The 21,982-nt window shown below is 69.9% G+C and carries 24 protein-coding genes and 1 other RNA gene; 11 read left to right on the top strand and 14 right to left on the bottom strand.

Annotated features, from left to right (window positions below; all coding sequences use genetic code 11):
- Window positions 1-7: 7 nt before the first annotated feature.
- The 3 genes from ilvD to FL625_RS16215 are packed head-to-tail and all read left to right on the top strand — an operon-like array spanning window position 8 to window position 2,874.
- The gene (gene ilvD, locus FL625_RS16205) at window positions 8-1,741 is read left to right on the top strand and encodes a dihydroxy-acid dehydratase (RefSeq protein ID WP_149589715.1); all 1,734 of its coding nucleotides are present in this window, start codon (window positions 8-10) and stop codon (window positions 1,739-1,741) included.
- A 5-nt stretch (window positions 1,742-1,746) separates the two neighbouring features.
- Window positions 1,747-2,520 (top strand): DUF6478 family protein, encoded by a 774-nt coding sequence (locus tag FL625_RS16210; RefSeq protein WP_149589716.1) that lies wholly within the window; start codon window positions 1,747-1,749, stop codon window positions 2,518-2,520.
- The gene (locus FL625_RS16215) at window positions 2,521-2,874 is read left to right on the top strand and encodes a hypothetical protein (protein WP_149589717.1); all 354 of its coding nucleotides are present in this window, start codon (window positions 2,521-2,523) and stop codon (window positions 2,872-2,874) included.
- 83 nt (window positions 2,875-2,957) lie between these two features.
- On the opposite strand, the gene FL625_RS16220 is transcribed toward FL625_RS16215, so the two are convergent.
- Entirely contained in the window at window positions 2,958-3,443 is a 486-nt protein-coding gene (locus FL625_RS16220; RefSeq protein WP_149589718.1) for a peroxiredoxin, read from the bottom strand.
- A gap of 71 nt (window positions 3,444-3,514) precedes the next feature.
- On the opposite strand from FL625_RS16220, the gene FL625_RS16225 reads away from it, so the two are divergent.
- From FL625_RS16225 to FL625_RS16235, 3 genes are read left to right on the top strand one after another with little or no spacing between them, the layout of a single operon-like run.
- On the top strand, window positions 3,515-4,738 hold the full coding sequence (locus tag FL625_RS16225; RefSeq protein ID WP_235019464.1) for an NAD(P)/FAD-dependent oxidoreductase: 1,224 nt from the start codon (window positions 3,515-3,517) through the stop codon (window positions 4,736-4,738).
- The gene (rsmD, locus tag FL625_RS16230) at window positions 4,735-5,298 is read left to right on the top strand and encodes a 16S rRNA (guanine(966)-N(2))-methyltransferase RsmD (RefSeq protein WP_149589719.1); all 564 of its coding nucleotides are present in this window, start codon (window positions 4,735-4,737) and stop codon (window positions 5,296-5,298) included. The genes FL625_RS16225 and rsmD overlap by 4 nt, the downstream gene beginning before the upstream one ends.
- Window positions 5,295-5,951: an HAD family hydrolase gene (locus FL625_RS16235; RefSeq protein ID WP_149589720.1), complete on the top strand. Its 657-nt coding sequence runs from the start codon at window positions 5,295-5,297 to the stop codon at window positions 5,949-5,951. The genes rsmD and FL625_RS16235 overlap by 4 nt, the downstream gene beginning before the upstream one ends.
- Window positions 5,952-6,025: 74 nt before the next feature.
- Here the strand turns inward: FL625_RS16235 and recR are convergent, their stop codons facing one another.
- From recR to FL625_RS16260, 5 genes are all read right to left on the bottom strand, one after another.
- Window positions 6,026-6,622: a recombination mediator RecR gene (gene recR, locus FL625_RS16240; RefSeq protein ID WP_149589721.1), complete on the bottom strand. Its 597-nt coding sequence runs from the start codon at window positions 6,620-6,622 to the stop codon at window positions 6,026-6,028.
- 3 nt (window positions 6,623-6,625) lie between these two features.
- Window positions 6,626-6,979, bottom strand: coding sequence for a YbaB/EbfC family nucleoid-associated protein (locus FL625_RS16245; protein WP_149589722.1), 354 nt, complete (start codon window positions 6,977-6,979; stop codon window positions 6,626-6,628).
- A gap of 54 nt (window positions 6,980-7,033) precedes the next feature.
- On the bottom strand, window positions 7,034-7,495 hold the full coding sequence (locus FL625_RS16250; protein ID WP_149589723.1) for a GNAT family N-acetyltransferase: 462 nt from the start codon (window positions 7,493-7,495) through the stop codon (window positions 7,034-7,036).
- A complete protein-coding gene (locus FL625_RS16255) occupies window positions 7,492-9,258 on the bottom strand; it encodes a DNA polymerase III subunit gamma/tau (protein ID WP_149589724.1) in 1,767 nt (588 codons plus the stop codon). The genes FL625_RS16250 and FL625_RS16255 overlap by 4 nt, the downstream gene beginning before the upstream one ends.
- 67 nt (window positions 9,259-9,325) lie before the next feature.
- Window positions 9,326-9,886, bottom strand: a complete 561-nt coding sequence (locus tag FL625_RS16260) for a TetR/AcrR family transcriptional regulator (RefSeq protein WP_149589725.1) — start codon at window positions 9,884-9,886, stop codon at window positions 9,326-9,328.
- Window positions 9,887-9,983: 97 nt separating this feature from the next.
- Here FL625_RS16260 and FL625_RS16265 point away from each other — a divergent pair, with 97 nt between their 5' ends.
- Window positions 9,984-10,853, top strand: coding sequence for an alpha/beta hydrolase family protein (locus FL625_RS16265; RefSeq protein ID WP_149589726.1), 870 nt, complete (start codon window positions 9,984-9,986; stop codon window positions 10,851-10,853).
- Here the strand turns inward: FL625_RS16265 and FL625_RS16270 are convergent.
- Together FL625_RS16270 and ffs are read right to left on the bottom strand one after the other, a co-directional pair.
- Window positions 10,850-11,407, bottom strand: coding sequence for a DinB family protein (locus FL625_RS16270; protein WP_149589727.1), 558 nt, complete (start codon window positions 11,405-11,407; stop codon window positions 10,850-10,852). The two genes, FL625_RS16265 and FL625_RS16270, sit on opposite strands and share 4 nt — an antisense overlap.
- Before the next feature lie 38 nt (window positions 11,408-11,445).
- An RNA gene (gene ffs, locus FL625_RS16275) (signal recognition particle sRNA small type) lies at window positions 11,446-11,542 on the bottom strand.
- 162 nt (window positions 11,543-11,704) lie between these two features.
- On the opposite strand from ffs, the gene FL625_RS16280 reads away from it, so the two are divergent.
- Both FL625_RS16280 and FL625_RS16285 read left to right on the top strand, forming a co-directional pair.
- Window positions 11,705-13,078, top strand: a complete 1,374-nt coding sequence (locus tag FL625_RS16280; protein ID WP_149589728.1) for a M24 family metallopeptidase — start codon at window positions 11,705-11,707, stop codon at window positions 13,076-13,078.
- Window positions 13,079-13,200: 122 nt separating this feature from the next.
- Window positions 13,201-15,228: an NADPH-dependent 2,4-dienoyl-CoA reductase gene (locus FL625_RS16285; RefSeq protein WP_149589729.1), complete on the top strand. Its 2,028-nt coding sequence runs from the start codon at window positions 13,201-13,203 to the stop codon at window positions 15,226-15,228.
- Between the two features lie 79 nt (window positions 15,229-15,307).
- Here FL625_RS16285 and FL625_RS16290 read toward each other — a convergent pair whose 3' ends face one another.
- Window positions 15,308-15,568, bottom strand: coding sequence for a penta-EF hand family protein (locus tag FL625_RS16290; RefSeq protein WP_149589730.1), 261 nt, complete (start codon window positions 15,566-15,568; stop codon window positions 15,308-15,310).
- 367 nt (window positions 15,569-15,935) lie between these two features.
- Between FL625_RS16290 and FL625_RS16295 the strand changes: the two genes are divergently transcribed.
- The gene (locus tag FL625_RS16295; protein WP_149589731.1) at window positions 15,936-16,841 is read left to right on the top strand and encodes a LysR family transcriptional regulator; all 906 of its coding nucleotides are present in this window, start codon (window positions 15,936-15,938) and stop codon (window positions 16,839-16,841) included.
- Window positions 16,842-16,898: 57 nt separating this feature from the next.
- On the opposite strand, the gene FL625_RS16300 is transcribed toward FL625_RS16295, so the two are convergent.
- From FL625_RS16300 to FL625_RS16310, 3 genes are read right to left on the bottom strand one after another with little or no spacing between them, the layout of a single operon-like run.
- The gene (locus FL625_RS16300; protein WP_235019465.1) at window positions 16,899-17,843 is read right to left on the bottom strand and encodes an OmpA family protein; all 945 of its coding nucleotides are present in this window, start codon (window positions 17,841-17,843) and stop codon (window positions 16,899-16,901) included.
- A gap of 21 nt (window positions 17,844-17,864) precedes the next feature.
- Window positions 17,865-18,560: a GNAT family N-acetyltransferase gene (locus FL625_RS16305; RefSeq protein WP_149589732.1), complete on the bottom strand. Its 696-nt coding sequence runs from the start codon at window positions 18,558-18,560 to the stop codon at window positions 17,865-17,867.
- Window positions 18,557-19,276, bottom strand: a complete 720-nt coding sequence (locus FL625_RS16310; protein ID WP_149589733.1) for a competence/damage-inducible protein A — start codon at window positions 19,274-19,276, stop codon at window positions 18,557-18,559. Before FL625_RS16310 ends, FL625_RS16305 begins: the two co-directional genes overlap by 4 nt.
- 115 nt (window positions 19,277-19,391) lie before the next feature.
- Here FL625_RS16310 and map point away from each other — a divergent pair, with 115 nt between their 5' ends.
- The gene (gene map, locus FL625_RS16315) at window positions 19,392-20,261 is read left to right on the top strand and encodes a type I methionyl aminopeptidase (protein ID WP_149589734.1); all 870 of its coding nucleotides are present in this window, start codon (window positions 19,392-19,394) and stop codon (window positions 20,259-20,261) included.
- A 91-nt stretch (window positions 20,262-20,352) separates the two neighbouring features.
- Here map and FL625_RS16320 read toward each other — a convergent pair whose 3' ends face one another.
- Window positions 20,353-21,117 (bottom strand): molybdopterin-dependent oxidoreductase, encoded by a 765-nt coding sequence (locus tag FL625_RS16320; protein ID WP_149589735.1) that lies wholly within the window; start codon window positions 21,115-21,117, stop codon window positions 20,353-20,355.
- The gene (locus FL625_RS16325; protein WP_149589736.1) at window positions 21,110-21,901 is read right to left on the bottom strand and encodes a cytochrome b/b6 domain-containing protein; all 792 of its coding nucleotides are present in this window, start codon (window positions 21,899-21,901) and stop codon (window positions 21,110-21,112) included. Before FL625_RS16325 ends, FL625_RS16320 begins: the two co-directional genes overlap by 8 nt.
- Window positions 21,902-21,982 lie beyond the last annotated feature (81 nt).

Genomic DNA, 21,982 nt, shown 5'->3' on the forward strand with positions numbered 1-21,982 from the left:
AACCGCCATGACCAAGCCCCGTTTCGACAAGTCGAAGCTTCCCAGCCGCCACGTCACCGAAGGCCCGGCGCGCGCCCCGCACCGCAGCTATTTCTATGCCATGGGGATCACCGAGGAAGAGATCCACCAGCCCTGGGTGGGCGTGGCGACCTGCTGGAACGAGGCGGCCCCCTGCAACATCGCGCTGAACCGGCAGGCCCAGGTCGTGAAGCAGGGCGTGAAGAAGGGCGGCGGCACCCCGCGCGAATTCACCACGATCACCGTGACCGACGGCATCGCCATGGGGCACGAGGGGATGCGGTCCTCGCTGGCCAGCCGCGACGCCATCGCCGACACGGTGGAACTGACCATGCGCGGGCATTGCTACGACGCGCTGGTCGGCCTTGCCGGCTGCGACAAGTCCCTGCCGGGGATGATGATGGCGATGGTGCGGCTGAACGTGCCGTCGGTCTTCATCTACGGCGGGTCGATCCTGCCGGGCCGCTACAACGGCCAGGACATCACGGTGCAGGACATGTTCGAGGCCGTGGGCAAGCACCAGGCCGCCAACCTGTCGGACGCGGAACTGGAGATCATGGAGCGGGTGGCCTGCCCGTCCTCGGGCGCCTGCGGCGCGCAGTACACGGCGAACACGATGGCCTGCGTGTCCGAGGCGATTGGTCTGGCGTTGCTGAACTCGTCCTCGGCTCCGGCCCCTTATGAATCGCGCGACCAGTTCTGCGAGGCCTCGGGCGTGGCGGTGATGAACCTGATCGAGAAGAACATCCGCGCGCGGGACATCGTGACGCGGAAGTCGCTGGAAAACGCGGCGCGGGTGGTGGGCTGCACCGGCGGCTCGACCAACGCGGCGCTGCACCTGCCCGCGATCGCCAATGAGGCGGGGATCGACTTTGACCTGTTCGACGTGGCGGACTGCATGAAGGACACGCCCTATTTCGTCGATCTGCGGCCGGGCGGCAAATATGTCGCCAAGGACCTGCACGAGGTCGGCGGCGTGGCCGTGGTGATGAAGGAACTGGCCAAGGCGGGCCTGTTGCACCTGGACTGCATGACCGCCAGCGGCAAGACCCTGGGCGAAAGCCTGGACGAGATCCGCGGCGAGGCGGACGGGCGGGTGATCCACCCGATCAGCAACCCCATCACGAAGACCGGCGGCGTGGTCGCGCTGCGCGGCAACCTGGCGCCCGACGGGGCCATTGTGAAGGTCGCGGGCATGACCGAGGCCGAGCAGGTCTTCACTGGCCCGGCGCGGGTGTTTGAGTGCGAGGAGGACGCATTCGAGGCGGTCAAGAAGCGCGAATACAAGGAGGGCGAGGTCATCGTCATCCGCAACGAGGGCCCGGCGGGCGGCCCCGGGATGCGCGAGATGCTGGCGACCACGGCGGCGCTGTCGGGTCAGGGCATGGGCAAGAAGGTGGCGCTGATCACCGACGGCCGCTTCTCGGGGGCGACGCGCGGCTTCTGCGTCGGCCATGTCGGCCCCGAGGCCGCGCATGGCGGGCCCATCGCGCTTCTGAAGAACGGCGACATGATCACGCTGAACGCGCTGACCGGCGAGTTGTCGGTGGCCCTGTCGGACGAGGAGCTTGCGAAGCGGAAGGCCGAATGGAAGGGACCGCGCAAGACGGCCTATACCTCGGGCGCGGTGCACAAGTTCGCCAGACTGTGCGGTGGCGCGCGCTGGGGGGCGGTGACGCATCCCGGCGCCAGAGGCGAAAGCCACGTCTACATGGACCAGTAAGGTCGATGGCCGGCCGGATCGCGCGCGGCATCGAGGGCTGGCACCAGCGCCGGACCGAGACGCGCTGGGCGCGCCTGGCCGAGGTCGCGCCCGAACTGGACCCATTCGAACTGCGTGCGCTGCGATCCGATGCGCGGGGGTTACGCCGGTCGCTTGACCGGGTGATGCAGGCCGCCGATGCGCGGCTGGCGCTGCCGCCGCTTGGTGCGGGCCTGCCGCAGATGCCGCTGGGTACCGACTGGAGCTGGCGCCCCGACCTGTGGCGCGTGGTGCTGGCCGAGCCGGGCGCGGTTGCATCGGGCGAGCGCACCGCGCTGGGCGAGGGTCTGGCACTGTATCACGACTGCCCGCTGGGCGAGGTCGTGGTGCGCCAGGTCCGCAACCAGGCGCCCGAGGACCGGGCTCCCTACGGGCTGGCGCTGGACGTGTTCGGGTTCCGGGGCAGTTTCCTGTCCCTGGCGCTGAACCTGCCCGCGGCCGCCGTCGAGGGGCTGCGGGCGCGGCATCTGGTGCGGGCCGAACTGGTGATCGACAGCGACCGGCCGGTGAAGGCCTACGCGAGGCTGAACATCCGGCACGGCCCGAACCTCGCGCAGCCGGTCAGCGCCCTGCCCGAGGCGGGCCGCGAGAAGCTGGCCGAGTTCGACCTGGCCTATGCCGATCTGAACGACCGCAGGATCGAGCGGGCATGGCTGGACCTGATCGTGAACGAGGCGGCGATGACCCGTATCGTGATCCGGGATGTGGTCGTCAGCCGGCGTCCGCGGGCGGAGCTTTAGATGGCATTGACCCTTGAACCTGGCCGGATCGCCGGCGGAGTCTGGGAGGCGGCGCTGTCGGGCACGGCAGAGGCCGTGCCCGTCGAAGTGCTGACCGGGGGCCGCGCGGTGGAGGGGGTGGAGGTCCGCCCTCTGCCGGACGGGCGCCTTGCCCTGCGGGTGCCGATCCCGGCCTGGGCGCTGAACGAGGGCGTGCAGGTCTTTCTGGTGCAGGCGGGCGGCGCTGTGCTGGGCCGGTTCACCCTGATCGCGGGCGAGGCTGCCGAGGGCGACATCCGCGCCGAGCTGGCGCTGTTGCGGGCCGAGCTCGATCTCTTGAAGCGCGCCTTCCAGCGCCATGCGCGGGAAGGCTGAGGCAAGGCCTCGTCGTGCGCCTTCGGCTTCTCCTCGGGGCGCGGACCCCGCGAGGAGCGGCGAAGCCGACGACGAGCCGTTCCCTAGAGCTGCGCCAGCAGGTATTCCCCGGCCGAGATCTCGCAGCCGGTGCCGGTTTCGGGGTTGAACTTCGTCACCACCCCGTCCTCGACCAGCGCCGAATAGCGTTTCGAGCGGTTGAAGAAGCCCAGGTGCGGCACGTCGAAGGTCTGGCCGATGGCCCTGGTGAAGCTGGCGTCGGCATCGCCCAGCATGGTGATCCCGGCGGCGGTGGCCCCGGTCGCCTCGCCCCAGGCCTTCATCACGAAGGGGTCGTTGACGGAAATGCAGATGATCTCGTCCACGCCCTTGTCGGCAAAGGCCTTGGCGGTGCGGATGAAGCTGGGGACATGGGCGGTCGAGCAGGTGCCGGTATAGGCGCCGGGCAGGCCGAAGATCACCACCTTGCGGCCCTTGAGCCTGTCGGCGAGCTGCACCGTCTCGGCCCCGTTGTCGCCCATCCGCAAGAGCGTCGCGTCGGGAAGTTTCGCGCCTACGGCAATCGTCATGTCCGGCAGTCCTTTCCGTTTCGGGTGCGTTGCACCTGTTGCGCCTTGGGTTATAGGCTCCGGCGCGGAACATGCCAGAGGGGGGCACGGCGATGCGGGTGGTGATCGTGGGGGCAGGCCAGGCCGGGGCGTCGCTGGCTGCGAAGCTCAGGGCGCTGGGCCATGACGGCGAGATCGTGATGCTGGGCGAGGAACCCGCCCCGCCCTACCAGCGCCCGCCCCTGTCCAAGGCCTATCTCCTGGGCGAGATGGAGGCCGACCGGCTGTGGCTGCGCGCGCCGGAGTTCTGGGCCGAGAACCGGATCGATCTGCGCCTTGGCCAGCCGGTGACCGCCATCGACCCGGCGGCGCGGAGGGTGACGGTGGGCGGCGCGGTGCTGGGCTATGACCAGCTGGCGCTGACCACCGGGTCCACCCCGCGCCGCCTGCCCGCCGCCATCGGCGGGGCGCTGGCGGGGGTTTACACCGTCCGGACCCTCGCCGATGTCGATGCCATGCGGGACGAGTTCCAGCCGGGCCGCCGCGTCATCGTCGTGGGCGGCGGCTATATCGGGCTGGAGGCGGCGGCGGTGGCGTCGAAGCTGGGCCTTGACGTGACGGTGCTGGAAATGGCGCCGCGCATCCTGCAACGGGTCGCCGCGCCCGAGACCTCGGCCCATGTGCGGGCGCTGCATCAGGCGCATGGCGTCCGGGTGCTGGAGGAGACGGGGCTTGACCGGCTGGAGGGCGAGGGGCGCGTCTCCAGCGCCGTCCTGAAGGACGGGCGGGTGCTGCCGGCGGATTTCGTGATCGTGGGGGTCGGGATCACGCCGAACACGGCGCTGGCCGAGGCGGCGGGGCTCGCGCTCGACAACGGGATCGCCACGGACGAGATGGGGCGCACCTCGGACCCCGCGATCTGGGCGGCAGGGGATTGCGCGTCCTTCCCGTGGAAGGGCGGGCGGATCCGGCTGGAATCGGTCGGCAATGCCATCGACCAGGGCGAGGCGGTGGCGGCGAACATCCTGGGCGCGGGGGCGGCCTATGAGGCCAAGCCCTGGTTCTGGTCGGATCAGTATGACCTGAAGCTCCAGATCGCCGGGCTGAACACCGGCTACGACCGCATCGTCACGCGCCGGGGCGAGGGGGAGTCGGTCAGCTTCTGGTATTACCGGGGCGCGGACCTCCTGGCGGTGGACGCGATGAACGACAGCCGCGCCTACATGGTGGGCAAGCGGCTGATCGAGATGGGCCGCAGCCCCGCGCCCGAGGCGATCGAGGGGGCGGCCGACCTGAAGGCGCTTCTGAAGGCATGAGGATCATCGGCGGCGCGCGCCGGGGACTGAAACTGGCCGAGGTCGGCGCGGGCGATCAGGCCGCGCATCTGCGCCCCACCGCGGACCGGGTGCGCGAGGCGATCTTCAACCTCCTGGTCAATGGCGGGCACGGCAACCCGGTCGCGGGGGCGCGGGTGCTGGACCTGTTCGCCGGGACCGGCGCCCTTGGGCTGGAAAGCCTGAGCCGGGGCGCGGCCTTCGCCGCCTTCGTCGATGACGGGGCGAAGGCCCTGGCGCTGATCCGGGCCAACATCGCAAGGATGGGAGCGGAGAGGGTGACGCAGGTCCTGCGGCAGGATGCGCGGCGGCTGGGGGCCAATCCGGGCGCGCCTTGCGATCTGGTCTTTCTCGACCCGCCCTATGGCAAGGGTCTGGGCGAGGCGGCGCTGGCGGCGGCCCTGCGCGGCGGCTGGATCGCGCCGGGGGCAATGGTGGTCTGGGAAGAGGGAGCGGCGCCTGAGCTGCCGGAGGGGTTTGCGCCCATCGACCAGCGCCGCTATGGCGACACCATCGTGACCCTGCTGCGAGCCCCCGGATGACCCGACCCCAGGCCGTGCTGTTCGACTGCGACGGCGTCGTCGTGGACAGCGAGCCCCCGACCTTTGCCCTGTTCATGGAAGACCTGGCCGCGCACGGCCTGCCCCTGACCCCGGTCGAGTTCGAGACCGGCTTCGTCGGGCTGACGGTCGAGATGATCGCCGAACGTGCCCGCGCCGCCGGGGCGGACCTGCCGCTGGACTGGTCGGCGCGGTTCTACGACCGGATGTATGCCATGCTGGCTGCGGGCGTGCCGCTGGTTCCCGGGGTCGTGGGCGTGCTCGACCTGCTGGACGCAGCGGGGGTGCCCTATGCCATGGGCTCGAACGGGTCGATGGTGAAGATGCGGATCACGCTGGGCCAGCACGGGCTGATGGACCGCTTCCGAGCGGTGATCTCGGGGCAGGAGATCGGCCGGCCGAAGCCTGCCCCGGATGTCTATCTGCGCGCCGCGGAGGCCTGCGACGCCGATCCGGGGGCCTGCGTGGTGATCGAGGACAGCGCCTCGGGGGCGCGGGCGGGGCTGGCGGCGGGCGCGCGCGTGCTGGGCTATGCCGGGCACGGGGCGGATACGGTGACCGCGCGGCAACTGACGGCGCTGGGCGTGCCGCTGTTTCATCGGATGGAGGACCTGGCGGGGCTGCTGGGTCTTTAGGCGGGGCCTCCTCGTTCGACTTCGTCTCCTCGTCGGGGCGCGCTGCGAGGAGGGACGAAGTCCACGACGAGCGGTCAGATCCGGCGCCGCGCGCGGAGCGCCGCGCCGATGGTGCCGTCGTCGAGATAGTCGAGTTCCCCGCCGATCGGCACGCCCTGGGCAAGGGTGGTGATCTGCGCCTCGGTCCCGGCCAGCGCGTCGGCGATGTAATGCGCGGTGGTCTGGCCATCGACGGTGGCGTTCAGTGCCAGGATCACCTCGCGGATGCCCTCCTCGGCCACGCGGGCGACGAGGCGGGGGATGCCCAGTTCCTCCGGCCCCACCGCATCCAGCGCCGAGAGCGTGCCGCCCAGAACGTGATAGCGGCCGCGGAAGGCCCGTCCCCGCTCCATCGCCCAGAGATCGGCCACATCCTCGACCACGCAGATCTCGCCCGTCGCCCGGGCAGGATCGGCGCAGATCGCGCAGGTCTCGGCAGTGGAGATGTTGCCGCAGACCCGGCAGTCCTTGGCGGTCAGCGCGACCTCGGCCATGGCCTGCGCCAGCGGCGCCATCAGCTGCGCGCGCTTTTTCAGCAACACCAGCACCGCCCGCCGCGCCGAGCGGGGGCCGAGGCCCGGCAGGCGGGCCATCAGTTCGATCAGCGCCTCGATGCCGGTGTCGTCGGCCATGGCCTAGAACGGCAGCTTCATGCCCGGCGGCATGCCCATGATCTCGGCCAGCTTGTTCATCTCCTGGTCGTTGCGGGCGCGGGCACGTTCCTGCACGTCACGGATCGCGGCGAGGATCAGATCCTCGACCATCTCCTTTTCCGAGGCGACGAGGATCGAGGGGTCGATGTCCAGCCCCGTCACCTCGCCCTTGGCGGTGGCGCGCGCCTTGACCAGGCCGCCCCCTGCTTCGCCGGTGACGATGGTGCGGGCCAGTTCCTCCTGCAGCTCGGCGAGCTTCGTCTGCATTTCCTGGGCGGCCTTCATCATCTTGGCCATGTCGCCAAGTCCGCCCAAAGCTCCCAGACCCTTCAGCATGTCAGTCTCCCGTTGTTTCTACCGAGATACGGGCCGATGCCCGCCGGTGCAAGGTTACGGTGTGGCGCGAAACAGCATACGGCGGAGCGCGAAGCCGTTTGCGCGGAAAAACGCATGCGCCTCGGTGTTCGCTTCCCAGGTGTCGAGCAGGATCTCGTCGGCCCCGAGGTCGCGGGCCAGCCCACGCGCCGCGTGCAGAAGCGCGCGGCCCTGGCCCTGGCGGCGGGCGTCGGGGGCGACGGCGATCTGGTCGATCATCAGCCGGCGGTAGCCGGGCGAGAAGGCCGAGGGCGCCCGGGTCTGAAGCGTGCAGAGCGCGTAGCCCGTGGCCGGATCGCCGGCGAGGAAGGCGGTGCAGGCAGGGTCGGCGAGGCGTTCGGCGAACCAGGCGGCAAGGGCGGCAGGGTCGGGGTCGGGAAAGAAGGACTCGGGATAGTGGGTGGCGTGCCAGGCGTGGACATGGGCGTTCAGCCGCACCAGCGTTCCGACATCCTGCGCCGTGGCCCGCCGGATCATGCCTCGAACGGGTCCCAGTCGTCGTCGGCCTCGGGCTCGGCGGCAGGCAGGGCGCTTTCGGCGGCTGCGGCGGTCAGGCTTTCGGGGGCGCGGACCTCGGCGATCCGGGCGCCGGGGAAGGCCGCGAAGACCGCCTGCACCAGCGGGTTCTGCGCCGCTTCGGCCTGGGCCTGGGCCAGCTCGCGGTCGCGCGTCTCGGCGATGGTCGGCGCCCCGCCCGAGGCCACGACCGAGACCGCCCAGCGCGCGCCGGTCCAGCCCTGGAGCCGCTGGCCAAGCCGCGCGGCCAGGTCGGGTTTCGCGCCGGGGGCCGGTTCGAACTCGATCCGGCCGGGGGAATAGCGGGCGAGGCGCAGGCCCGTCTCGACCTCGTTCAGAAGCAGGATGTCGCGCTTCTGGCGGATGAGTTCGATGACGGAGTCGAAGGTCGCATAGACCTGCAACTGGCCTTCGGCGAGCGCCGGGGCGGCGGCGGTCATGGTCGGGCCGAGGCTGGGGGCCGCATGGGCCGGGGCAAGACGGGGGGCATGGACCGTGCCGCCGCCGTTGCCGATCCCCGTGCCGCCGCCCGCCGGGGCGCCCCCCGGCGTCGGCGCGGGCCGAGGGCCTTCGGACAGCTTCTTCACCAGCGTCTCGGGGTCGGGCAGGTCGGCGACATGGGTCAGGCGGATCACCGCCATTTCGGCCGCCATCATCGCGTTCGGGGCCAGCGCCACCTCTTCGATGGCCTTGAGCAGCATCTGCCACATCCGCGTCAGCGCCCGCTTCGGCAGGCGGGCCGCCATGTCCTGCCCGCGCGCCTGTTCGTCGGGCGGCGTGGTCGGATCCTCGGCCGAGGCGGGGTTGATCTTGATGACGGAAATCCAGTGCGTGATCTCGGCCAGGTCGCGCAGCACGGCCATCGGGTCGGCCCCGTCGGCATATTGCGCCGAAAGCTCCGCCAGCGCCGCCGCCGCGTCGCCCTTCATGATGAGGTCGAAGAGGTCCAGCGTCCGGCCCCGGTCGGCCAGCCCCAGCATGGCGCGCACCTGGTCGCCGGTGGTCTCCCCCGCGCCATGGGCGATGGCCTGGTCCATCAGGCTCATCGCGTCACGGACGGAGCCTTCTGCGGCCCGCGTGATCAGCGCCAGCGCCTCGGGGGCGAGCCGGGCGCCCTCGGCCTCGGCCACCTTCGCCAGATGGGCCATCATGACCTCGGGCTCGATCCGTTTCAGGTCGAAGCGCTGGCAGCGCGACAGGACGGTGACGGGAACCTTGCGGATCTCCGTGGTGGCGAAGATGAACTTCACATGCGGGGGCGGTTCCTCCAGCGTCTTCAGAAGCGCGTTGAAGGCGTTCACCGACAGCATGTGCACTTCGTCGATGATGTAGACCTTGAAGCGCGCCGAGGCCGCCCGGTAGTGGACACTGTCGATGATCTCGCGGATGTCGCCGACCCCGGTTCGCGAGGCCGCGTCCATCTCCATCACGTCGACGTGGCGGCCCTCGGCGATGGCGCGGCAGGGTTCGCAGACGCCGCAGGGTTCGGTGGTGGGTCCGCCGGTGCCGTCGGGGCCGATGCAGTTCAGGCCCTTGGCGATGATGCGGGCGGTGGTGGTCTTGCCGACCCCGCGCACGCCGGTCATCACGAAGGCATGGGCGATCCGGTCGGCGGCGAAGGCGTTCTTCAGGGTGCGCACCATCGCCTCCTGCCCGATCAGGTCGGCAAAGGTCTGCGGGCGGTATTTGCGGGCAAGGACCTGGTAGGCGGGCTGGTCGGACATGGAATCCCCGTGGCGTCGGAGGGCAGATTAGGCGGCGGGGGCGGGAAGGTCCACCGCCAAGGCAGCCTCAGGCGGGACCGTAGAGCCGCGCCGGCAGGCCGCGCAGCACGTCCGAGTTCCGCCGCATCCGCGCCAGCGTCCAGGCGCCCTGGAAGCCGATCATGAAGGTTTCGGCCGCCTCGCGCGCCTGTGCCTCGGACAGGCCGAGCGCCTCGCCATGCCGGGCGGCGGCGGCGATGATCCGGTCGAAGGAGCGTTCGGCCTGGGCGCGGAAGCGGTCCTGGTCGGGGCCGTCGAACAGAAGGCCGAAGATCGGGCAGGCATCGGCACTGTTCAGGATGTCGAAGAGCTTGGCCATCTTGAAGGCGAAGGTCGTCACCCCGTGCCGCCAGTCGGGCGCGCTGCGGAAGCTGTCGTCGATCACCCGGATGATTTCCGAGGCCGTCCAGTCCGCCGCCGCGCAGGCGAGGTCGGCCTTTCCGTCCGGGAAATGGTGGTAGAGCGAGCCCTTGGGCACCCCGGCCTCGGCCAGGATCTCGGACAGGCCGGTGCCGTCATAGCCGCGCTGGCGGAAAAGCCGGGTGGCGGCCTGGATCAGGCGCTCGCGGGTCGTGGGTTCGTCGCTCATCCGGCGCAGCATAGGCGGTCGGCGCGGGCGGGAAAAGACTGGACCGATCGGTCTAGTCATGCTATTGGACCGATCGGTCTAATCGGCGGAGGCGGCGATGCTGGATGCGACGGGGCGGGTGCGTGCGGATGCGGCAGAGGAGCTGGACATCCGTAGCGAAGGAGCGGTCCTGCGCGGGCGGCTGGTCCTGCCGCAGGGGCGACCGCGCGCGGCGCTGGTGCTGCACGGGGCGACGGGGGCTCCGGCCGGATACTACCGGGCCTTCGCCGACTGGGCGGCGGCAGAGCGGGATCTGGCCGTCCTCACCTACGACTACCGCGATTTCGGCGCCTCGCAGCGCCGGCCGATGCGCGCATCGCGGGCGACACTTGCCGACTGGGGGCGGTTCGACCAGGCGGCGGCGCTGGCCGAGTTGGCGCGGCGGTTCCCTGACACGCCCCTGTGGGTGCTGGGCCATTCGGTCGGCGGGCTGTGGCTCGGCTGGCATCCGGCGATGGTGCGGGTGGAACGGGCGATCACGCTTGGCGCCGGGCTGACCCATGTCAGCGACCACCCGCCGCGCTATCGCTGGAAGGCCCGGCTGTTCTGGTCGCCGCCGGTGCGGGCGCTGGCGCGGACGGCGGGCTATCTGCCGGGGCGACTGGTGGGCCTGGGCGCCGACCTGCCGCGCGGGGTCTATGAGGACTGGCGGCGCTGGTGCCTGACGCCGGGCTGGCATCTGTCGGACGTGGGCCGGACCCTGCCGCTGCCCGACCCCGCGCGAGTCACCGCCCGGCTGAGGACGATCGCCGTGGCCGACGACGATCTGGTGCCGCCCGAGGCGGTCTGGCGCGCAAGGGCGCTGTATCCCGAGGCGGAGAAGGAGCAGAAGGTGCTGCGCCCGGCCGATTTCGGGCTGGCGCGCATCGGCCACATCCCGCCCTTCGCCCGGCGCAACGCGGCGCTGTGGCCGGCGATCCTCGACTAGCGCATCAGGTCCGCTTCGGACCAGCCCAGACGCGCCATGTCTCGGGCCCGGGCGGGCGCGTCGTCGCCCACGATGAACTCGTCCAGCTGCGGCGGCCGCACCGGCGTGGCCGAGAGCATCCCGTGGACCTGGCCGCGGTGGTGGGTCTGGTGCTGGAAGAGATGCGACAGGATATCGTCGCGCCGGTCGTGCTGCACCCGGTCCCTGCGCTCGATGGCGACGATCTCGGCCAGCGTCACGGGCGTCTGGTCCTGGACATGCGCCAGAAGGGCAGCGTCGCTGTCGGCCTGCCAGGCGGCAAGGGTGGGCAGGTCCGGGCATCGGTCGGCCTCGTCCAGCCGGGCGAGATCGAGCGGCCGGCCACGAAGCGCGTCCAGATAGAAGCGGTCCACCATCAGGATGTGGTTCAGGGTCTGCTGGATCGAGCCGAAGAAGGCCGGACGCCCTGCGGTCAGCGTGTCGCGGTCAAGCCGGGCGCAAGCTTCGTGCAGGCGGGCATTTGCCAGACGGTTGGCCTGGGCAAGCTTGCGAAAGATGCGCAGGGGATCTGTCATTCCTGCCACATCGAAGGCATGCCCCATCGGAGGGAAGAGGTGAGAGGCTGGACAACGACCCAAGCGGGGCTCGTTACGGCTGCTTCCTTCCGGACCTGACCGGGTTGGCGAGGCGCCTGCCCGCGCCAACCTCTCGCAGCTGCATATAGGCGTGGCGGGCAGGATTCGCAAGCAAGCTCGGGCCGCCTCTTCTCTTCCTTCGGATCCTCCCTGGAAGGGCAGGAGCGAGGAGGGCACGAAGGGCTCGACGAGCCTTGCCGGAAGGTGTGATCCTGAACCGCAAACGGGGAGGGAGCGATGACACGACTGCAACGGATGGATTGGCCGGACCATGGCAGCCCCGACCTGCCGCCCGCCTTCGCCCTGGCCGAGGCCGAGGCGCGGCTGGCGGCGGTGCGGACGGCGATGGCCGGGGCCGGTTATCGGGCCCTGGTCATCTACGGCGACCGCGAGCACGCGGCCAACCTGCACTGGCTGACCGGCTTCGATCCCCGCTTCGAGGAGGCGGTGCTGATCGTCACCGAAGGCGATGCGCTCCTGCTCGCCGGGAACGAGTGCCTGGCCTACACGGCGGTCTCGCCCCTCGTCGCCAGCGGGGCGGTGCGGACGGGCCTTTGCGCCTCGCTGTCGCTGCCGAGCCAGCCGCGCGGGTCGCGGCGGCTGTGGGACTGGCTGGATCTGGCGATCCCGGCCGGGGCGAAGGTGGGCGCAGTCGGCTGGAAATGGTATGGCGCCGACGAGCTTCCCCCCGGCGCGGATCCGGCGCTGGCGCTGGACATCCCGGCCTTCCTCGCCGATCCGCTGCGCGACCGCGCGGGGCGGGTCGAGAATGCGACGGCGCTGTTCATGCATCCCGGCCATGGCCTGAGGGCGCGGATCGGCGTCGATGACATCGCCCGGCTGGAATTCGCCAATCACATGGCGGCCTCGGCCCTGAAGCGCATGGTCTTTGCCTTGCAGGAAGGCATGACCGATTTCGCGGCGGTCGAGGCGGCGCGGATCGGCGGGCTGCCGCTGGGCTGCCATGTCACCTTCGCGATGGGCGACACGCCGGGCCTCTCCGGCCCCATCGGCGACCGGATCCGCCGTGGTGTGCCGGCCAGCTTCAACATCGCGCATTGGGGCGCGAACATCTGCCGGGCCGGCTGGATGGCGCGGGGGCCGGCCGATCTGCCGGACAGCGCGGCGGGCTATCTGGAGGACTTCGTCTTCCCCTACGCCCGCGCCATGTCGGACTGGTGCGCGATGATGCGCCCCGGCGTCACCGGCGGGTCGGTCTGGGCGATGATCCACGACCGCCTGCCTCCCGCCTTCGGCATCACGCTGAACCCCGGCCACCTGATCGGGCTGGACGAATGGATCTCCTCGCCGATCTGCCGGGGCTCGGAGGTGCCGCTGGCCTCGGGCATGGCGATGCAGATGGACGTGATCCCGGCGCATCCCGACTGGGGCTCGACCCGGATGGAGGACGGCTATGTCATCGCCGACGAGGCCCTGCGCGAGGCGCTGGCGCGGCGGCATCCGAACCTGATGCGGCGCTGTGCCCTGCGGGCCGAGGTCATGACGCGGGTGATCGGGATGGAGGTGCCCGAAAGCCTGCTGCCGCTGGCCGATACCTGCGGGATCATCGCGCCCTGGCTGCTGGACCCCGCGCAGGTGGTGGTGCTGTGACCGGGGGCCCCCACCCCCATCCCCTCCCCACGGCGGGGGAGGGGAGCCGCGCCATCTGACGCGGCGTTCCGGGTGACGCGGGGGCCGGGTTTCGCCATTCTCGCCCCGCAAGGGAGACCGCCATGACCGCCAGCTATCCGCATCTTCTGTCGCCGATCACGCTCGCCGGCGTGACACTGCGAAACCGCAGCCTGATGGGCTCGATGCACACGGGGCTGGAAGAGACGGGGGACTGGGGCCGGGTCGCGGCCTTCTACGCCGCGCGGGCGCGGGGTGGGGCCGGGCTGATCGTCACCGGCGGCATGGCGCCGAACCGCGAGGGCGGGGTGTTCCCCGGCGCGGCGGGGCTGTTCGGCGACAGGGACATCGCCAATCACCGCCGGGTGACCGAGGCCGTCCATGCCGAGGGCGGCCATATCGCCATGCAGATCCTGCATGCCGGGCGCTATGCCTATGGCAAGGATTGTGTGGCGCCCTCGGCCATCAAGTCCCCCATCTCTCCCTTCCCCCCGCGCGAGCTGGACGAGGCGGGGATCGAGAAGCAGATCAGTGACATCGCCACCGCGGCGGCGCGGGCGATCGAGGCGGGCTATGACGGGGTCGAGGTGATGGGTTCGGAAGGCTATTTCCTGAACCAGTTCCTCGTCACCCACACCAACCGCCGCACCGACCGCTGGGGGGGCAGTTACGAGAACCGCATGCGCCTTCCGGTCGAGGTGGTGACCCGCGTCCGCGCGGCCATGGGGCCTGGGGCGGTGCTGATCTACCGCATCTCGCTGATCGACCTGGTGCCGGACGGCTCCACCTGGGACGAGGTGGTGCAGCTGGCCCGCGCCATCGAGACGGCGGGGGCGAGCGTGCTGAACACCGGCATCGGCTGGCATGAGGCGCGGGTGCCGACCATCGCGACCTCGGTCCCCCGCGCGGGCTTCGCGCATCTGACTGCGCGGCTGCGGCCCGAGGTGGGGATCCCGGTCATCACCTCGAACCGGATCAACTCGCCCGAGGTGGCGGAAAGGCTGCTGGCCGAGGGGGCGGCCGACATGGTGTCGATGGCGCGGCCCTGGCTGGCCGATGCCGATTTCATTGCCAAGGCGGCGGCGGGCAGGGCGGCACAGATCGCCCCCTGCATCGCCTGCAACCAAGCCTGCCTGGACCATACCTTCAGCGGCAAGCTGACCTCGTGCCTGGTGAACCCGCGCGCCTGCCACGAGACCGAACTTGTATATACGCCCACGGACAGCCCGAAACGGGTGGCCGTGGTCGGGGCCGGTCCGGCTGGGATGATGGCGGCCATCGTTGCCGCCGGACGCGGGCATCAGGTCTCGCTGTTCGACAAGGCCGACCGCATCGGCGGCCAGCTGAACCTGGCCAAGCAGGTGCCGGGCAAGGAAGAGTTTCACGGGCTGGTGGACTGGTTCGCCACCATGCTGACCGCGCCCGGCATCACGCTGCGCCTGGGGCATGAGGCGGTGGCCGATGACCTGGCGGGCTTTGACGAGGTGGTGATCGCGACCGGGGTCACCCCGCGCGATCCCGGGATCCCGGTGGAGCCGGGGGCGAAGGTGCTGTCCTACATCGACGTGCTGAACGGGGCGGATCCGGGGCGCCGGGTGGCCATCGTCGGCGCGGGCGGCATCGGCTTCGACGTGGCCGAGACGCTGGTGCACGAAGGACCAAGTCCGACGCTGGACCCCGCGCTCTGGCGTGAGGAATGGGGTGTTTCCGCGCCCTGGCAGGATCGCGGCGGGCTTGCCGCCACGGGCCCGCAGCCGCATCCGCCGGCGCGCGAGGTGCATCTTCTGCAACGCAAGCCGGAAAAGCCCGGCCGGCACCTGGGCAAGACCACGGGCTGGATCCACCGGGCGAGCCTGGCGATGAAGCGGGTCAGGATGCAGGGCGGGGTGGTTTACGAACGCATCACGCCCGAAGGGCTGTGGATCAGCCACGGCCCGGACCGCGCGCAGCCGGAACTGCTCGCGGTCGATGCCGTGGTGCTCTGCGCAGGGCAAGAGCCGGATCGGCGGCTCAGCGCAGAGCTTGACCGGCGCGGCATCCCCCACCATCGGATCGGCGGGGCGGACGTGGCGGCCGAGCTGGATGCCAAGCGCGCCATAGATCAGGCGGCGCGCCTGGCGGCCCGGCTGTGACGCCGAGGCTCGTCGGCGGCTTCGCCTCTCCTCGCGGACTTGCCGAGGAGAAGACGAAGTCGCACGACGAGGGGCAGCGTCAGCCGCCCGAGGACGCCTCGGGCGCCTTGATCACGCCGCTGTCGAGCGCGGCCTGAAGCTCGGTCGCATCGACCGCGCCATCGGCATTGGTATCGATTCCCTTGAAGCCGTCCTCGGTGAGATCCGTCCAGACCGCCTGAAGCTCGACCAGCGACCAGGTGCCGTTGCCGTCGGTGTCCGCCACCTCGGGCAGGGTGGCCTGGGCGAAGGCGGCCGAAGCGAATGCGACCGGTGCAAGCAGGATTGCGAAGCGTTTCATGGAAGTCTCCTTTTCTACCCATGATTGCGTGGCGCGGGTTTTCCCGCCACGGAGGCTAGCTAAGGGCTTGTGGGACGATGTTCCATATGACTTCGCTGAAGTAGGGATCTGTTGACATATATCCGCCCATGGCACGCTATCGGCGGAACTTTTTCCCGCCCATGGCGGTCGGGTCGGCCTTTGCTTGCCCAGCGGATTTCACGTTTCAGGCGAGAGTTTGCCAGGGAAATGGCACGAGCCGCCGTTTCCTCGCCCACAACGATCCCCCACAATACCCCGGATCGGTCGCGCGATTGCCGCCATCCTGCCCGATTTCCTTGTGAAACCTGTTTGTCACAAACGGCGTGATTGTTCCCAAGAGGACACTATGGATCGACTGACTGAGATGGAGGCCTTTGCCACGGTGGTGGACCAGGGCGGCTTCACCGATGCAGCCAAGAAGATGGGGATCTCCAAGTCTGCCGTCTCGAAACATGTCTCGGCGCTTGAGGCCCGGCTGGGCGCGCGCCTGTTGAACCGCACGACGCGCCGCGTCAGCCCCACCGAGATCGGACTTGCCTACTACGACCGCGCCCGCCGCGTGCTGAATGACGCGGGCGAGGCGGATGCCCTTGTAACTTCAATGCAATCCGCGCCCTCGGGGCTGTTGCGTGTCTCGGTGGCGACGGATTTCGGCGTGAACCTCCTGTCGCCGATCCTGGGGGATTTCCTGCTGGAATACCCCGACATCACGGTGAACATGGTCCTGAACAATCGCTATGTCGAACTGATCAGCGAAGGTTTCGACATGGCGATTCGCGTGGGCGAACTGGAAGACAGCAGCCTTCGCGCCCGCAAGCTGACCGAGACGACCAAGCGCATGATCGGCTCGCCGTCCTATTTCCAGCGATTCGGCCGGCCGCAGAGGATCGACGACCTGAACGACCACAAGCTGCTGCACTATTCGAATCAGGCCAACGGCAATGTCTGGAAGATCACCGCGCCCTCGGGGGAAAAGCGGCAGGTCCGTTCCGTCGGCTGGCTGACGGTCAACGACGGGCAGAGCCTGCTGAACGCCGCGATCTCGGGCCTGGGCATCGCTTATCTGCCGTCGTTCCTGTACGCGGATGCCATGCGGCAGGGCCTGGTGGAAGAGGCCATTCCCGGACTGCCGGTCGAGGTGCTGGGCATCTATGCCGTCTATCCGCCGGGCCGGTTCACCCAGCCCAAGGTGCGCGCCTTCATCGACTTCCTGGCGCGGCGCTATGCCGACAAGGGGCCGGACAACTGGTAGGTGCCCGTCAGCCCTTTTGGAATTTCAGTCGGTCCTCTCCCCCCTCTGGATCGACCGTCAGCGGGTCGAGGTGACAATCACCTCGACCCGTCTGTTCTTCTGCCGGCCGTCCTCGGTCTGGTTGGTGGCTCGCGGGGCGAGGAAGCCGACGCCGTTCGCCGTCACGCGGGTGCGATCGACGCCATACCGGCCGATCAGCGCATCGGCGACTGACTGCGCCCGCCGTTCGGACAGCGCGACATTGGCGGGCAGGCTGCCCGAGGCATCCGTATGGCCCACCAGCGCGATGGTCGCGTCGGGGTTGGCCTGAAGCCAGGCCGCAACGGCTGCCAGCGAGGCATAGTCGCCCTCGGCCAGGGCCGCCGCGCCGCTGGCAAAGACCAGGTCGTCCAGGACGGCAAAGCCGACCTGGTCCAGCGCGCCGGTGATGGCAAGGGCATCGGCGGGCATGGGTTCGGCCAGGGGGGGGGCAGGGGCTTCGGGAATGGCGACCACCGCCGGCGCCGGCGGGGGCACGAGGGGCGCCTCGGTGACGCGGGTGATCTGCACATAGGCCGAGCTTGCGCTGCGACTGACGAGGATCGACACGGCGTTCTCGCCCGACACCGCCGAAAGAAAGCGGAAATCGGCAAGGTCGACATGCATGTCCGGTTCGGGCAGGACATCGGTGCCGAACCGGAAGTCGAAGCCGCCACAGCGCCGCGCCTCGCATTCGAAGATCACCTCGTAGCCCGCGGCGATCACCTGGTCGCGCAGTGGCGCCATCACCGCGAGGGTCGTCATTCCGGGCGCGGCAAGGCGCAGGGCGCGCTGGTCCAGCGATCCCTCGACGATGCGCGACGGGACGGACGACCCGTCGAAGCCGGCGATGGGCAGGGCATAACTGCCGGGGGTTTCGCTGCGGACTTCCTGGTCCAGCACCTCGGCCGGAAGCTCCAGCGTCAGGGCAGCGGCGGGCGGCGCCAGCAGGAAGATAAGGAGAGAGAGGATCGCCTTCGGCACTGCCCGGGTCGCTTTCCGCGATCATTTCATGCGGTAATGATACTGTCCCACGATGCCCATGCCAAGGCGGGCATAGAGTGCGCGGGCGGCGGTGTTCTGCCGGGTGACGACCAGGGACAGCCGGGTCGCGCCCTGATCTGCCGCCCAGTTCGCCGCCGCATGCAAGAGCGTCGCCCCGACCCCGCGCCGGCGCAGGCCGGGGCGGACCTCCAGCGCATGCAGCATCGCCTCGGCACCGTGGCAGGCGACGAAGGCCACCCCGGCGGGGCGGTCCCCGCTGCGCGCCAGGAGTGCCGCCCTGGCCCCCGTCACCCGCTCCATCACCGCGATCCGGGCCGGGCCGATGCCGCCCTCGGCCCAGATCGCGCGGGCGATCTCCAGCGGTGGCCAGTGCGGGAAGGCGGCCAGCGGCGGAAGCTCGGCCTTCAGATCGGCGACCGGGGCGGCATAGGCGACCACCGGATCGACCACGCGCCAGCCCCGCGCCTCCAGGCATGCGTCCAGCGCGCTGTCCTCGGCCCGGACCAGCATCAGGGGTTCGGCCATCGCGGCCTCGGCCGCCGCAAGCCCTTCCTCGGTGAAGGCGCCGTCGCAACTGGCAGCCGAGACCCGCTTGCCCCCGCCCGCCCCGTCGCGCAACGTGAAGGGACCGACCTGCCAGCGCCGCAGCGGCGGCCAGGTCGCCTCCATCACCTCGGCCAGCAGCGCGGGCGTCATCCGAACAGCTGCGTCAGGCGGACCATCGCGGCATCGACCCGCGCCGGATCGGTGCCGCGGATCACCAGGTTCGTGCCATGCGCGCCATTCTGGATGAAGGGGTAGGAGCCCATGGACAGGTCGGGAAACTCGGCTGCGAGCGCGGCGAAGGGGGCGGCGATCTCGCCCTCGCCGCGATCGACGCGCAGGGATTGCGACAGGAGTGGCGGCCCGCCGGTCAGCCGGGGCAGGACCGAGGCGACCATGGCCTGGAAGATGTTCGGCACGCCCGCCATCACATGCACGTTGCCGATGGTGAAGCCCGGCGCGGTGGAAACCGGGTTGTCGATCAGGGTGGCCCCGTCCGGGATCCGCGCCATGCGCTGCCGCGCCTCGTTGAAGGGCAGGCCCGCGCGGTCGTAATGCGCCTGCAAGAGCGCCATGGCATCGGCCCGGTGGCCGATCCTCGCGCCCATCGCCTCGGCCACGGCATCGGCGGTGATGTCGTCATGCGTCGGCCCGATGCCGCCGCTGGTGAAGAGATGGTCATAGCGGCCCGACAGCGCGCGCACGGCGGCCACGATGTCCTCGTGCACATCGGCAACCACCCGCGCCTCGCGCAGCGCGATGCCGATCCGGGTCAGTTCCCCGGCCAGGTAGTGCATGTTGGAATCGCGGGTTCGGCCCGACAGGATCTCGTCGCCGATCACCAGCATCGCCGCGGTCGGATTGGTCATCGCGCTTCCTCGCTGTTGCCGCTGCCGCAGGTATAGCCGCACCGGGTGGGCTTTCAAACCCCGGCCTCTGGCCAATTCTCCCCGGTCGTCTTATGTAGGGTGCAAGGAGAGCCGGATGGACGACGTGCGCGCCAGGATCACCAAGGACGGCATCCGCATCTACGAGGATGCGGATTTCGCCGGCATGCGGACGGCGGGCCGGGTCGCGGCCGAGATCCTCGACGCGGTGGTGCCGCTGGTGGTGCCGGGCGCCACGACAGGGGCGATCGACGATTTCATCACCGAGGAAATCAGGCGCCGCGGCGTGACCTCGGCCACCATCGGCTACAAGGGATACAAGCACGCTTCCTGCATCAGCGTGAACCATGTCGTCTGTCACGGGATCCCCGGCGCGCCGATCCCGATGAGCAAGTCCGAGACGATCTCGCGCGATCTGGAAAAGCGGCGCAAGGATGACGTGCTGCGGGACGGCGACATCCTGAACATCGACGTCACCGTGATCGTGGACGGCTGGTATGGCGACACGAGCCGGATGTATGTGGCCGGCAAGCCCTCGCCCATGGCCGCGCGGCTGATCGAGGTCACGCACGAGGGCCTGATGCGCGGCATCGCGGCGGTGAAGCCCGGAAACACCTTCGGCGACATCGGCCACGCGATCCAGGCCTATGTCGAGGCGCAAAGGATGAGCGTGGTGCGCGACTTCTGCGGCCATGGTCTGGGCCGGGTGTTCCACGCGCCGCCGAACGTGCTGCACTACGGCCGCGCCGGGTCGGGGCCGGTGCTGGAGGAAGGCATGTTCTTCACCATCGAGCCGATGGTGAACCTCGGGAGGCCCGAGACCAATGTCCTGGCTGACGACTGGACTGCGGTCACCCGCGACAAGTCGCTGTCGGCGCAGTTCGAGCATTCGGTGGGGGTCACCGCCACGGGTTGCGAGATCTTCACCCTGTCCCCTGCGGGCAAGTTCCACCCGACCTGGGGCTGACCCTCGGGCACGCCTCCTCGTTCGCCTTCGGCTTCTCGTCGGTCGTGCCGTGCCCTGCGAGGAGCGACGAAGTCGCCGACGAGCCGTCGGTCTAGATCCCCGCGTACCATTCATAGCCCCGGTCGGCCCAATAGCTGCCGCGGCCCCGGCCCAGGGCGGCAAGGCTGTCCACCAGTTCGATGCCATGGACATACTTGGCCATCTTGTAGCCAAGCTGCCGTTCAACCCGTAGCCGCAGCGGTGCCCCGTTCGCCACTGGCAGCGGCATGCCGTTCATGGCGTAGGCGAGGATGGTCTGCGGATGGAAGGCTTCGATCAGGTCGATCGATTCATAGTAGAAGACCTCGCCCGATAGCCCGCGCTCGATGGCGTCGAAACAGTGGAAGACGGCATAGCGCGCCGCGAGCTTCGGCCGGGCCAGCCGCAGCACCGTGCCCAGCGGCACACCCTGCCATCTGGCGATGCAGCTCCAGCCCTCGACGCAGTCGTGCCGGGTGATCTGAGTCCGTGACGGGAGCGCGGTCAGGGCGGCCAGCGACAGGCTTTGCGGCGCCTCGACCAGCCCGGTCACAGTCAGCCGATAGTCGGCAAAGCCGCTGGCCGCCATCCGGCGGTAGCCGGCGCCGGAGGGGTCGGTCGAGCCATTGGGGCGCTGGCCCTGGCGGATGTCGGCCTCCGAGTATTCCGGCGCGAGGCTGTCGCCGATCAACGCGCGCTGGGCGGCCCGGGTCAGCCCCTCATGGCTGGCGAAGAGGGCGCGCAGGCGGCTCTCGGGCTCGGTCGCGCTGTCGAAGACCCTGCATCCCGAAAGGGCAAGGGCCGCCCCGCCCAAGAGGAGCCTGCGACGATCAAGCATCGCTCACTCCATCGGTGCGATACCAGCCGGTCAGGATCGACCGCATCTCGTTCACGGGGCCGGCCAGAATGATCATCGCCATGTGCACGGCGAAGAAGCCCAGAAGCGCCAGCATGGTCAGGAAATGGATGGTCCGAGCGGTCTGCCGACCGCCGAAGAGCTCGGGCAGCCAGGGCAGGGCGGCGGTGACGCCGGGTGACATGGACAGCCCGGTCAGGATCATCACCGGCAAGGCCAGGAACAGCACGAAGGCATAGGCGAGCTTCTGCAGCGCGCCATAGTTCGCCGCGTGGTGGAACCTCAGCCGGGCGTGATCGGCGATGTCGCGCGGCAGGGCGCGGAGGTCGGCCAGCGTCGGGACCAGCTGGCGCAGATGCCCGTTCAGCGCCGAGGCCGCCAGCCACAGGATCAGCGTGCCGACCAGCAGCCAGGCGAAGAAGAAATGGATGATCCGACCCGTCGCGAGGCTGGTCTTCGACGGGATGGTGAGGGCGGCGGGAAAGGCGCGGACCTCGCCCCGCGAGACGCCGAGGACCCCGGTCGTGTCGAACTCGGCCCCCAGGATCCGGGTCACGCCGCGCAGACCGGCCGGCGTCTCGACCGCGCCGATGGCCAGGATGGCGTTGTCGTAGTCGAAGCCCGATTCCCGCCCGATGTGCAGGCTGGGAAAGGCGTTGAAGATCTGCAGGCCCGTCAGCAGCAGGAAGAACAGGCTGACGGCCCAGACCCAATGCGCGATCCGGGTTGGCAGGCGGTGTCGGTAGATCAGCGGTCCGTGGGGCATCCGTGGCCTCCTTTCCGCTGAAGCAACGGGCCGCCGACGCAGAAGTTTCACCAACCCCGGCAAGACTGCGCTGATTGCATT

This window comes from Tabrizicola flagellatus (genome assembly GCF_008271465.1).
In the GTDB taxonomy this organism is placed as follows: domain Bacteria; phylum Pseudomonadota; class Alphaproteobacteria; order Rhodobacterales; family Rhodobacteraceae; genus Tabrizicola; species Tabrizicola flagellata.